The organism is Halomonas sp. YLGW01 (genome assembly GCF_014840935.1).
GTDB lineage: Bacteria > Pseudomonadota > Gammaproteobacteria > Pseudomonadales > Halomonadaceae > Onishia.
In genome coordinates this window covers 289,475-301,885 of sequence record NZ_CP062005.1, presented here as the reverse complement: position 1 = coordinate 301,885, position 12,411 = coordinate 289,475, and the positions used below count along the sequence as shown (strand labels likewise).

The 12,411-nt window shown below is 63.3% G+C and carries 12 protein-coding genes and 1 tRNA gene; 3 read left to right on the top strand and 10 right to left on the bottom strand.

The window, feature by feature from the left end; all coding sequences use genetic code 11:
• Nucleotides 1–35: 35 nt before the first annotated feature.
• The 6 genes from murJ to rplU form a co-directional block, all read right to left on the bottom strand.
• Nucleotides 36–1,625, bottom strand: a complete 1,590-nt coding sequence (gene murJ, locus IEJ03_RS01495; protein WP_277950335.1) for a murein biosynthesis integral membrane protein MurJ — start codon at nt 1,623–1,625, stop codon at nt 36–38.
• 208 nt (nt 1,626–1,833) lie between these two features.
• Complete coding sequence (rpsT, locus tag IEJ03_RS01490) at nt 1,834–2,100, bottom strand: 30S ribosomal protein S20 (protein ID WP_192035981.1); 267 nt, start codon at nt 2,098–2,100, stop codon at nt 1,834–1,836.
• A 192-nt stretch (nt 2,101–2,292) separates the two neighbouring features.
• Nucleotides 2,293–3,432, bottom strand: coding sequence for a glutamate 5-kinase (gene proB / locus IEJ03_RS01485; RefSeq protein ID WP_192035980.1), 1,140 nt, complete (start codon nt 3,430–3,432; stop codon nt 2,293–2,295).
• Between the two features lie 59 nt (nt 3,433–3,491).
• Nucleotides 3,492–4,682, bottom strand: a complete 1,191-nt coding sequence (gene cgtA, locus IEJ03_RS01480) for an Obg family GTPase CgtA (protein WP_192035979.1) — start codon at nt 4,680–4,682, stop codon at nt 3,492–3,494.
• 87 nt (nt 4,683–4,769) lie between these two features.
• Nucleotides 4,770–5,027 carry a 50S ribosomal protein L27 gene (gene rpmA / locus IEJ03_RS01475; RefSeq protein WP_092527038.1) on the bottom strand — a complete coding sequence of 86 codons (258 nt, stop codon included), beginning with the start codon at nt 5,025–5,027 and terminating at the stop codon, nt 4,770–4,772.
• Between the two features lie 33 nt (nt 5,028–5,060).
• A complete protein-coding gene (gene rplU, locus IEJ03_RS01470; protein ID WP_092527040.1) occupies nt 5,061–5,372 on the bottom strand; it encodes a 50S ribosomal protein L21 in 312 nt (103 codons plus the stop codon).
• A gap of 266 nt (nt 5,373–5,638) precedes the next feature.
• On the opposite strand from rplU, the gene ispB reads away from it, so the two are divergent.
• On the top strand, nt 5,639–6,613 hold the full coding sequence (gene ispB / locus IEJ03_RS01465) for an octaprenyl diphosphate synthase (RefSeq protein WP_192035978.1): 975 nt from the start codon (nt 5,639–5,641) through the stop codon (nt 6,611–6,613).
• 109 nt (nt 6,614–6,722) lie between these two features.
• Nucleotides 6,723–6,799, top strand: a tRNA-Pro gene (locus IEJ03_RS01460).
• Nucleotides 6,800–7,076: 277 nt separating this feature from the next.
• On the opposite strand, the gene IEJ03_RS01455 is transcribed toward IEJ03_RS01460, so the two are convergent.
• The 4 genes from IEJ03_RS01455 to IEJ03_RS01440 form a co-directional block, all read right to left on the bottom strand.
• Entirely contained in the window at nt 7,077–8,117 is a 1,041-nt protein-coding gene (locus IEJ03_RS01455) for an Ldh family oxidoreductase (RefSeq protein ID WP_242458014.1), read from the bottom strand.
• A 33-nt stretch (nt 8,118–8,150) separates the two neighbouring features.
• On the bottom strand, nt 8,151–9,479 hold the full coding sequence (locus IEJ03_RS01450; protein ID WP_192035977.1) for a TRAP transporter large permease subunit: 1,329 nt from the start codon (nt 9,477–9,479) through the stop codon (nt 8,151–8,153).
• Nucleotides 9,476–9,991, bottom strand: coding sequence for a TRAP transporter small permease subunit (locus IEJ03_RS01445; protein WP_192035976.1), 516 nt, complete (start codon nt 9,989–9,991; stop codon nt 9,476–9,478). The genes IEJ03_RS01450 and IEJ03_RS01445 overlap by 4 nt, the downstream gene beginning before the upstream one ends.
• Before the next feature lie 81 nt (nt 9,992–10,072).
• Nucleotides 10,073–11,083, bottom strand: a complete 1,011-nt coding sequence (locus IEJ03_RS01440; RefSeq protein WP_242458013.1) for a C4-dicarboxylate ABC transporter substrate-binding protein — start codon at nt 11,081–11,083, stop codon at nt 10,073–10,075.
• Nucleotides 11,084–11,475: 392 nt separating this feature from the next.
• Here IEJ03_RS01440 and IEJ03_RS01435 point away from each other — a divergent pair, with 392 nt between their 5' ends.
• Nucleotides 11,476–12,084 carry an XRE family transcriptional regulator gene (locus IEJ03_RS01435; RefSeq protein WP_192035974.1) on the top strand — a complete coding sequence of 203 codons (609 nt, stop codon included), beginning with the start codon at nt 11,476–11,478 and terminating at the stop codon, nt 12,082–12,084.
• Nucleotides 12,085–12,411: the final 327 nt, after the last annotated feature.

The following is a 12,411-nucleotide window of genomic DNA, read 5'->3' as shown; positions in this document are numbered from 1 at the left end:
GCCGGCTGGCGACCGGTCGCCACCCGATTCAACCGCTAGCCATTCAACCGAAAGTGCCGAAGCCGGACGCCCAGCGCGGCCAGCCAGGCGAAATAGGCCAGGGCCCCGCCGGCGACCAGTCCGGCCAGGGTCAGCACCCGCGGCCACAGGCCCCAGCCGAGCCAGGCCTGCCAGTCAGGGGCCAGCAGATACAAACCGAGCCCCATCACCGCGCAGCCGCCGCCCAGCTGCAACGCGTAGCGCCCCCAGCCGGGCTGGAACACCAGCACGCCCTCACGACGCAGCCCCCGAGCCAGCAGGCCGGCATTGAGGAAGGCCGAGAGCGCGGTGGCGAGCGCCAGGCCGGCATGCGCCAGCGGCCAGATCAGCAGCAGGTTGAAGGCCATGTTGGCGACCATGGCGATGATGCCGATCTTGACCGGCGTCCTGGTGTCCTGGCGCGCAAAGTAGCCAGGCGCCAGCACCTTGATCAGCATGAAGGCCACCAGGCCCAGGGCATAGGCCCTCAGGCTCATGGCCGCCATGGCGATGTCGTGATCGGTCATGGCGCCATAATGAAACAGGGTGATCAACAGCGGCTCGGCCAGCACGGCCAGCGCCAGCGCCGCCGGCATCCCCAGCAGCAGCACCGCGCGCAGCGCCCAGTCGAGCATCTTCGCGAAGTGCTCGGCGGACTGCTCGGCGTGGCGCTTGGAGAGCGCCGGCAGGATCACCGTGCCGATGGCGATGCCGAACACGCCGAGCGGCAGTTCGACCAGGCGATCGGAGTAGTACAGCCAGGACACGCTTCCGGCAGCCAGCAGCGAGGCCAGCACGGTGTCCAGCAAGAGGTTGATCTGGGACACCGAGACGCCGAACAGCGCCGGCGCCATCAGCCTGAGGATTCGCCGCACGCCCTCGTGGGCGAACGAGGGCCAGGGCTTGGGCAGCAGCCCCAACCGCGCAAGGAAAGGTGCCTGGAAGGCGAGCTGGGCGACGCCGGCGATCAGCACGCCCCAGGCCAGCGCCATGGCCGGGGCCTCCATCAGCGGAGTGAGCAGCAGCGCCGCACCGATCAGCGACAGGTTGAGCAGCACCGGGGTGAAGGCCGGCACCGCGAAGCGGTTCCAGGTATTGAGCACGCTGCCCGAGAAGGCGGTCAGCGAGATCAGCAGCAGATAGGGAAAGGTCAGCCGCAGCATGTCGGCGGTCATGGCCAGCTTGGACGGATCGCGGCCGAAACCCGGGGCGAACACCCACACCAGCCAGGGCGCCGCGAGCATCGCGAGAGCGGTGATCAGCGCCAGCACCACCGTCAGGCTGCCGGCCACCGCATCGAGCAGCTCGCGCACCTCCTCGCGGCTGCGCCGGGTGGCGTACTCCGAGAGTACCGGCACGAAGGCCTGGTTGAAGGCACCCTCGGCGAACAGCCGGCGCAGGAAGTTGGGGATCTTGAAGGCCACGAAGAAGGCATCGGCCCCGCTGCCGGCACCCAGCAGGGCGGCGATGACCACGTCACGCACCAGCCCCAGCACCCGCGAGAGCATGGTCATGGCACCGACCACCAGCCCCGAGCGCAGCAGGCCGGTGCGGGCGACGGGCTGAGCGGCCGTCGCCGAGGATGTCGAGGGGTCTTGCTGAGCCACGCGCGATCGTCCCTTCAAGTATTCCTGTGCCCACGTCACGGGCGTCCATGTCGCTCGGGCCGTCGGGCGGCACCGATGCACGGCGACAAGATAAACAACAGAAAGAGTTCAGCCACAAAAAAACCGGCCGAAGCCGGTTTTTTCCCTGGGGGCAATGTGCCTTGAGCGCGCGAGGCGCGCGGGCCAATTCCCTAGGTCAGCGTCCGGCTTACGCAGCCAGCGCCTTAATCCGCTTGTTCAGGCGGCTCTTGATGCGAGCGGCCTTCTTCTTGGACAGCGCGTCCTTGTCGGCGATGCGGTCGATGACCGGCTGAGCCGCCTTGAACTCGGTCATGGCCTGGCCGTGGTCGCCGCCGTTGATGGCCTTGATGACGCGCTTGATGTAGGTGCGCACCATGGAACGCTGACCGGCCTTGAGGACGCGACGAGCTTCTGCCTGACGGGCGCGCTTACGAGCTTGCTTAGAGTTTGCCACCGTTATCTCCTTGGAGAATCATTACCGGTTTCGCCGGCAACGCTGTATAAATGTTTGACCTTGCTGGGAAAAGCACAGGATTCCCAACCGGTTTGGCCGTGAAAGTAAACGGGCCATGTCTGAGAGGATGGCATAGTCTAGCATGCCAACCCTGCCCTTGCTACAGGCCCCGTCGCGTCTGGGCCTGACGCCTCAGAGCACCACCAGGTTGTCGCGATGGATCAACTCGGGGGCTTCCATATAGCCAAGCAGGCCCTCGATCTGGTGGCTGGGCTTGCCGAGAATGCGCGCGGCCTCCTCGGCGCCATAGTTGATCAGGCCCTTGGCGATGCGCGCGCCCTGCTCGTCGACGCATTCCACCATGTCGCCGCGCACGAAGTCGCCGCTGAGCGCCTTGACCCCGACCGGCAGGAGGCTCGAGCCTCGCTCGCGCAGCACCGTCACCGCCCCGGCGTCCAGGGTCAGGCGGCCGCGCACCTGCAGCTGCCCCGCCAGCCAGCGCTTGCGGGCGGCGATCGGCGCCTGCTCGGGACGCAGCAGGGTGCCCAGTCGCTCCCCTTCGATCAGGCGCGTCAGCACCTCGGGCTGGCGACCACTGGCGATGGCGGTGACTGCCCCGGAACGGGCCGCCAGGCGCGCCGCCCGCACCTTGGTGGTCATGCCGCCACGCCCCAGTGCCCCGCCGCCGCCGGCCATAGCCGTCAGGCGTGCATCGTCGGCGCGGGCCTCGGGAATCAGGCTCGCCTGCGGGTGATGGCGCGGGTCGGCGTCGAAGAGCCCCTCCTGATCGGTGAGGATGATCAGCGCATCGGCCTCGAGCAGGTTGGCGACCAGCGCTCCCAGGGTGTCATTGTCGCCGAAGCGGATCTCGTCGGTGACAACGGTGTCGTTCTCGTTGATCACCGGCACCACCCTGAGCTCCACCAGGGTGCGCAGCGCCGAGCGGGCATTCAGGTAGCGCTTGCGGTTGGAGAGATCATCGTGGGTTAGCAGGATCTGCGCGGTCAGGACGTCATGGCGACCGAAATGGCCTTCATAGCACTCGGTCAGCACGTTCTGCCCCACCGCGGCGGCGGCCTGCAGGGCATGCACGGCGCCGGGCCGCGACTGCCAGCCCAGACGTACCATGCCGGCGGCCACGGCCCCGGAGGACACCAGCACCACCTCGATGCCCCGGCGGTGCAGCTCGGCGATCTGATCGACCCAACCGCCGATCGCCGACTCGTCGAGGCCGCGACCGTCGTTGGTCAGAAGGGCGCTGCCGATCTTCACCACCACCCGCCGCGCACCGGCCAGGGCATCCCGCCCCGGCGCCTGCTCACTGCCCGTCATTCCCTGCTCTCCCAGTCCGACTTAGCCCGATCCGCCATCGCCTAGCTCACCCCCAACCGTCAGGGCGCGTATTCGACCTCGACATCGTAATCATCGTCGTCGAAATCATCATCATCGTCGTCGCCGATGGGCTTGCGCTTGCGACCCAGCCGCGCCTCGGTACGGGCCACGGCCTCGCGCTCCATGCGTTCGCGCATCTCGCGCTCCTGCTCGGCGACGGCCTCGTCCTCATTCTCGAGGCGGCGCTGCTCGGTGAGCCAGCGATAGACCGCCTGCACCAGGGCATCACAACCCTCGCCGGAGATCGCCGAGACGCGGAACACCGGGCCCTGCCAGCCGAGGCGTTCGACGATCTTGTCGGCCACCGCCTCGCGCTCGTCTTCGGGTAGCAGATCGAGCTTGTTGAGCACCAGCCAGCGCGGCCGCTCGGACAGCGCCTGGGAGAAGGTCTTAAGCTCATGCACGATCGCCTCGGCGGATTCCACCGGATCGGTCTCATCGAAGGGGGCCACATCGACCACGTGCAGCAGCAGCCGGGTACGGGTCAGGTGCTTGAGGAAGCGCAGGCCGAGGCCGGCGCCGTCGGAGGCGCCCTCGATCAACCCCGGCACGTCGGCCATCACGAAGTGCTGGTGCTGCCCGAGCTTCACGACCCCGAGGTTCGGCACCAGGGTCGTGAACGGGTAGTTGGCGACCTTGGGCTTGGCTGCCGAGACGGCACGGATCAGGGTCGACTTGCCGGCATTGGGCATGCCCAGCAGGCCGACATCCGCCATCACCTTCATCTCGAAGCGCAGGTTGCGACGCTCGCCTTCAGTGCCCGGCGTGGTGCGCCGCGGTGCCCGGTTGGTCGAGGACTTGAAGTGGATGTTGCCAAGCCCCCGGCGGCCGCCCTGGGCGACCAGCACCACCTGGCCGATCTCGGTGACGTCGGCGATCACCTCGAGGGTGTCCTCGTCGATCACCGTGGTCCCCACCGGCACCTTGACGTGCAGGTCCTCGCCGGCGCGGCCGCTCATCTGCCGCCCCTGACCGGGCCGACCGTTCGGCGCCTTGTAGAAGCGCTGATACTTGAAGTCGATCAGCGTGTTGAGGGCGTCGTCACCGATCAGGTAGACACAACCGCCATGGCCGCCATCGCCGCCATCCGGGCCACCCTTGGGCACGTACTTCTCGCGCCGGAAGCTCAGGCAGCCGTTGCCGCCATTGCCGGCTTCAACGATGATCGAGGCTTCGTCGAGGAACTGCATCTATCACTCTCCTGACGGGGTATTACCGTCATGATACGAAAAGGCCCCGCCGGGGCGGGGCCTTTTTCACTGCAGGTTCGCGGCGTCTCAGGCAGAGACGACAGTCACGAACTTGCGGCTCTTCGGGCCCTTGGTCTCGAACTTGACCACGCCTTCGTCCAGAGCGAACAGGGTGTGATCCTTGCCGATGCCAACGCCGGTGCCGGCGTGGAACTTGGTGCCACGCTGACGCACGATGATGTTGCCCGGAGCGACGGCCTGACCGCCGAACAGTTTCACACCAAGACGCTTGGATTCGGAATCGCGACCGTTGCGGGTAGAGCCCGCCGCCTTCTTATGTGCCATTGCGAAAACCTCCTGTGAGGGGAACCGCTGCCCTTAGGCAGAGATACCGGTGATCTTGACTTCGGTGAACCACTGACGGTGGCCCTGACGCTTCATGGAGTGCTTGCGGCGACGGAACTTGATGATCGACACCTTGTCGCCACGGCCATGAGAGACGACCTCGGCGGCCACTTTGGCGCCTTCGACCAGCGGTGCGCCAACCTTGACGTCGTCGCCGTCGGCGACCATCAGCACTTCGTCAAACTGCAGGCTTTCGCCGGTGGCCACTTCCAGCTTCTCGAGCTTCAGGGTCTGGCCTTCCTGAACGCGGTACTGCTTGCCACCGCTCTTGATAACTGCGTACATAGCGTATGTCTCCAAACACTCATCGGGTTGAGCTCTTCATCGGCCTGCGGCGAGTGGCGCCCCTTTTGGCAGCCATCTGACAGGGAGCATGATGAGTCGGGTGCGGGAGTATAATCGCCTGGCACGCGCCAGGCAAGTCAAGCCCCCTTATCCCGCGCCGTGCCTCGCTTGACGCCCCCTCGGGGGGCCCATAGCATAAGCGCCATCCTTAAAGGCCGGCAGCGCCCATGAGAACCGGCTCCCACCTATTTACAAGCAGCTAGCCCATGCAGCCTACAGCGTCGCCTATCCATGCGGCGGTGGCCGAGGACTTCGCCGCCGTCAACCGCACCATCCTGGCCCAGCTGACCTCTCGGGTCCCGCTCGTCGAAACCATCGGCAACTACATCATCGAAAGCGGCGGCAAACGGCTGCGCCCGCTGCTGGTGCTGCTGGCCGCCCGCTCACTCGACTACGACGGCGACCGCCATATCACCCTGGCGACGCTGATCGAGTTCATGCACACCTCGACCCTGCTGCATGACGACGTGGTCGACGAATCGCACCTGCGCCGCGGCAAGGCCACCGCCAACGATGCCTGGGGCAACGCCCCCTCGGTACTGGTCGGCGATTTCCTCTATTCCCGCTCCTTCCAGATGATGGTCGAGGTCGGCTCGATGCGGGTCATGGAGGTGCTCTCCGGCGCCACCTGCACCATCGCCGAGGGCGAGGTGCTGCAGCTGACCAACATCGGCAACCCGGATATCGACGAGGCCGCCTACTTCGAGACCATCCAGGGCAAGACCGCGATGCTGTTCGAGGCCGCCAGCCACAGCGGCGCGATTCTCGCCGGCGCCACCGCCGAGCAGGAAGCCGCGCTGCAGCGCTTCGGCCGCTACCTGGGTCTCGCCTTCCAGCTGGTCGACGACCTGCTCGACTACCAGGGCAATGCCGAGGCGATGGGCAAGAACGTCGGTGACGACCTGGCCGAGGGCAAGCCGACCCTTCCGCTGATCCAGGCCATGGCCAAGGGCACCCCCGAGCAGGCCAAGCTGATCCGCAAGGCGATCCGCCAGGGCGGCCTCGATCATCTCGATGAGGTGCTCACCATCGTTCGCGACACCGGCGCGCTGGACTACACCCGCGAGCGCGCCGTGGCCATGGCCGACCAGGCCCTGGCCGAGCTCGAGGCGCTGCCGCCCAGCGCCTACCGGGACACCATGGCCGAGCTCGCCCGGCTGGCGGTGGATCGGCAGACCTGAACCGCGAGCAGGCTGGAGAAACACGGAAAAAAGCCAGTAACGGTTAGGGCTTGCATCCTGCCAGCGGATCCGTATAATGCGTCTCCGTTGGGTCGCAAGCCCCACGCATCGGAGTATAGCTCAGCTTGGTAGAGCGCTGCCTTCGGGAGGCAGAGGTCGTAGGTTCGAATCCTGCTACTCCGACCAAAGAATTCAGTAAAAACGGCCACTTAGCTCATCAGAGCGGTGGCCGTTTTTCGTTGGGTTCGACTCCGGGGTCCCAACGGGTCCCGACCGTATCTTACAGCCCCTTCTCCCGCTCCCCCACGACAGTCCTGGGATGTTACCCCTCGCTATCATCCCGCATGCGGACAAAGATCAGTAGCTCCGTCGGCGCGACAGAAAAACAACCGCTCCCAAGGAGCGGTTGTCGATGCCTCAGACCCGGTTTCACAACCCGGACTGCACGGGCGAAGCGAGCGCCTCACGACGCCAGGTTCAGGATGTCGTCATACAGGGAGCGGGACAGGGTGACGCCCTGCTCGAGGTGCCTGCGTCGCGCCTTGTAACGGCGCTGGGAGGACAGCCTCGCCCCCTGCTGCTGGACCAGCTCGAACAGGCGTTCCGAGCGCAACATGTGTCCTGGGGCATCGCCGCCGGCGATCCTCGCGGGATCCATGGCGATGATTAGCTCGCCGTGATACGGCAGACTCCCCCGGCCCTGGTCATGCTCGCTCGACTCGACACTAAGCATGTCGCCTATCAGGGGCCCGGCAATCAGCTCGATCATGATGGCCAACGCAGACCCCTTATGCTCACCGAACGGCAGCATGGCGCCATGATCCAACACTTCCCCCGGGTCCTGTGTCGGCACTCCGTCGCGATCCACTCCCCACCCTAGGGGAATGTCTTTCCCCTGACGCCGGTACAGTTCGATATCACCGCGGGCAATGGCGCTCGTCGCGAAGTCGAAGACATAGGGATCTTCGTTCAGGCGTGGCCAGCCAAAAGCGATCGGGTTCGTGCCCAGCAAGGGCTCACGACCACCGTGAGGCGCCATGTACGACTGTGTCGGGTTGCAGGCAATGGCGACCAACCCCTCGCGCGTCAGGCGTTCGATTTCCACCCACAGCGCAGTGCCATGGACACAGTGATTGATCGCCAGAATCGCGACACCCGAGGCCTTCGCCTTACTGACCAGACCCGGCACACCCTGTCGAAAGGCATAGGGGGAAAAGCCCCCCTTGGCGTCCACCTTAACCACCGATGCCGCCGTATCTTCTACTGCCGGTTCGGCATCTGGTACCACACCGCCATTATTGAGCGTGTCGACGAAGCCCAGCAGTCGGTAAAGGCCATGAGAGCGACTGCCGTCCATTTCTGCCGCCACCAGGGCATCACTCACCGCCTCGACATGAGGCTCACTGAAACCATATCGTTTAAGCACCCGGTGACAGAGGGAGACGAGCTCCTCCCTCATCAGGGTCACACTGGCTTCCGGGCCACCGAGGGTTACATCACTCACTCGGACTTACTCCTTTATCGATGCCAAAGACGGTTATTTCCATGATGGCCCACTCAATGCATCCGGCAGCCAAAGCGCCAGTGAAGGGAACGCCAGCACCAGGGCCAACACGATCAACTGAAGACCGATGAACGGCATGACTCCCTTGTACATATGCTTGAGCGTCACCTCGGGCGGCGTAATGGCACGCAGATAGAAAATCGACGGCGCCAGAGGAGGCGTCAGATAGCTGGTTTGCATGACCACGAGGAACGCCACACAGAACCAGATCTCATCGAAGCCCAGGGTCCCCACGATCGGCATCGCGACAGGAATGACGATCAGCACGACGGAGATCATGTCGAGAACGAATCCCGCCAGGAAGGCGATCAGCAGGATGGTGCCGAGAATGAACCAGGGACTCATGCCCGTATCCATCAGCATGGACTGCACCGTCGCCATGCCTCCTGACGCGAAAAACACCCCCGCAAACATGTTGCCGCCCAGGACAATCAGCAGGATCATCGCGGTGATATTGAGGGTTCTGATCGCGGCTTGCCAAAGCACGGAGGCCGTCAGGTTACGGTATGCCAGTGCCAGCAATACCGAGCCCAGGGCACCACAGGCCGCGGCCTCTGTGGGAGTTGCCACCCCCATCAGGATGGTGCCCAACACCACCATGATCAGCCCCATGGTCGGAAGCAGTGCGCTAAAGGTGACCCAGAGCATCTTCCCCCAGCCCGGGCGAGTTTCATGATCATCGAAGCGCGGCGCCAACTGTGGTTTCAGTGCCGCGATGATCACGATGTAGAGCAGGAACAGCACGGCCATCAGGAAGCCGGGGAACAGCAAGCCACTGAACAGCGAGCCGACAGACACACCGGCCACTGGACCGAGAACGACCACGGTGATGGACGGTGGAATCGCCGTACCAAGGGACCCGCTGGCACAGATGGTTCCCGAGATCAGCGACTTGTCATACTGATGCTTGAGCATCACCGGCACCGCCAGCATGCCAATCACGGCCTCGGTGGCGCCGACGACACCACTGGCGGCCGCGAATACGGTCCCCATGATGACCGCACCCACACCGAGCCCGCCTGGCAAGCGACGTGTCCATAGATGAATAGCCCCGAACAGCCGCTCGGCAATACCGGAGTTCTCAAGCATTGCCCCCATGAAGATGAACAGCGGCACGGCAGCCAGGATGGAATTGGACGCCGTATCTTCTATCTTGGTCAGCAATTGATAGGCTGCGGCATCTCCGAACTGAGCGATGCCAAAGAGGGTCGCCACCACGATCATCGAGAACGCGATGGGAAACCCCGCCACAATCAGCCCAATCAGGGCGGGAAACATGATCAACGCAAGGTAATCGCTCATGATGCCTCTCCCTGCTCGGTTGTCGGACCCTTGAGCATCACGAAAAACTTGAGCATTTCCGCCACAACCTGAAGGGCGAGTAACACAAAGCCAATGAACCAGGTACTGAACACAGGCCAGATAACCGGGTTCCATGCCGAGCGCCCGGATCGCTCATTCGACTCGAAGGCATCCAGGGCGTAGATAGATAGCTCCCAGACCAGCCAGATAAGCACCGGCAAGAAGCAGAGATAACATGTCAGATTGACCAGGGCTTTCGTGCGAGGCGCGAAACGCTGGCTGGCGACATCGACACTCACATGCTGACCAACACGCAGTGCATTGGCCATGCCCAGCATGAAGATGGCGCCCATCACCATATAGCTGACTTCAAACGCCCAGAGCGTTGGCTGCCCCAGCACGTATCTGCTGAACACTTCATAGACGAGAGCCGCCACCAGCGGGAATATCAGCACGGCACCGACATACCCCGCCCAACGCGTCAGGCGCTCAATGAGACCAATTATTTTCATGGGAAATACCCGAACGACGACATGAAGAAGACACAGGCAGGGATGCCTGCCTGTGTCGATACCTAGGGGAGGCGATGAGGCCTAGCGACCCATGACGCCGATCGGCAGGCGATAGTCCTGCCAGGTGGTCATCTGCTGCTTGAACTCGCGCTGAGACTCGAGCACACGAGCAAACCACTCGTTTTCGGCCGCCTTCTCGTCTTCCCAGGCGCGGGTTTCTTCGTAGATGGCATCGATGAATGACTGATCCAGCTGCACGATCTCGTTGGGGCCGTCTTCCAGCTCCTGGAACGCGGACAGATCGGCAAATGAGCTGTCGAGCCAGGAGTCGAAGACACTCAGCTTACCGGCCAGGCGCAGCTGCTCCTGCTGGGCCTCGGTCAGCTCGTCCCAGGCATCCATATTGACTTCACACTCGAGGAAGCCGCCGGACTGGTGTACGCCAGGCAAGATGACGTACTGCGCGACATCCTGGAAACCGGTGGGCTTGTTGAGCTCCGGGCTACCCCACTCGGCCGCATCAATTACGCCACGATCAAGCGCCGTGTAGATATCGCTGCCGGCCATCACGACGGTAGAGGCACCGAGCCGGGACGCGATTTCCGCCCAGGCACCGGATGTCCTCAGGCGTAGCCCCTGGAAATCTTCGAGCGTCTGCACCTTCTTGTTGGAGTGCAGGAAGATCTCGGTACCGAGAATGGAGCAAGGGAAGGCCACCACATCGAACTCTTCACGGCGGAATTCTTCATACAACTCGACACCCCCGCCCTCGTACATCCACAGCATGAACTCTTCGGGGGTCAGGCCACTGGAGTGCCCCGCCAGCAACGCGGCAGTGGGGTCGGTGCCATAATCATAATTGATGTAGTTATGGCTGATTTCGGCGACGCCCGACTTGACGGTGTTGGTGACGCGCAGGGCTCCCCCCAGGGTGCCACCGGGGAACACCTCGATATTCACCGCACCTCCAGTCAACTGGTTGGCGTAATCGGCGAAGGTCTTGGCGTCTCGCTCCAGCCAGGGGCCACCACCCCAAGGCGTCGCCATCTTCCAGTTGATCTCTTCCGCCTGGACGGAGGCGGCAACCAACATGCCTGCTACGACACCGGTATGAAGCACACTTCTCTTCAAGTTATACATTATTGTTTTTCCTAGATTATTTTATATCGTTACGGCTTTTCTACCCGGCTGCGCGGCTCATTACACGCTGCCTCCGTAAAGGCACCGCATCACCGCCTGCGCTTACCCGAGCCCCAGGCCTGACGCCGACATTGCTTTTGTCGGCTCGCTACCGCAGCATTGCAGATACGCAATATTGCGTCAAATATGGATATCTGCATACCCTCGGCGTCAGACGTTCGGAATGATCACGCCCTGACCTTCTGCAGTGACAGGGCAATACTCAAGTAGCAGAACCTTGTGGATGCCACCGCCAACGATGCCGTCTCGACGCAAGCACAACACCACGATGGAGCCAGCAACACATGCCCACTCAACAGGAACCGTCACCGATCCTTAAGCACCGGCAACGCAAGGCGGGTGCCATCGGTGACAACCTCCGTGCCCTGCGCAAGGCCAGAGGCCTGACCATCGCCGCCATGGCCACCGCGTCGAGCATTTCTGCTGCCAGCGTGTCGCGAATCGAGAACGGTCATATTTCACCCACGTACGAGGCGATCGTCAGCCTCGCCAGGGGCCTGAAAGTGGATGTCAGCGAGCTTTTCTACCATGCAGGAGAAGCGAGCTTTCGCGGTTGGCTGGCACTGACGCGCGCGCAGGAAGGGGAGGTGATCGAAACCCCCAACTATCGCTTCAGGCCGCTTTGCAACAATGTGGCATCCAAGGAATACATGGTGCTGGACACCACGATCCTGAATCGGAACCTGGAAGAGTTCGGGGAGTTGCAGAAACACCCGGGGCAGGAGCAGGTGGTGGTCACCAGTGGCGAGGTAACAATCTGGACGGAGTTGTACGACCCAGTCGACCTGAGCGTCGGCGATAGCCTGGCCTTCGACAGCACTCTGGGCCACGCCATCACCTATCGAGGCGACAGCCCTGCCACCCTGATATGGGTCTGCAGCGCACACGCCTGATCGAGGGCCGCATGGCCGGGCAGGCAAGAAAGAACCCAATCGCTCCCAAGGAGCGGTTGTCGACACCTCATCCCTGCATTCACAACCCGGGCTGCACGAGCGACACGAGCGACACGAGCGACACGAGCGACTCATGACGCCAGACTAAGGATGTCAGCATAAAGGGACCGGGATAGGGTGACGCCGTGCTCGAGGTACCTACGTCGCGCCGAATAACTCGAATGGCTCGCCAAGCAATTCAGCTGTCACCGAACGGTCAGACATAGCAATGCCTCGACCGATGGTCGAGGCATTGGATATCGTCGCTCCTCGGGTTGTCACTTATTA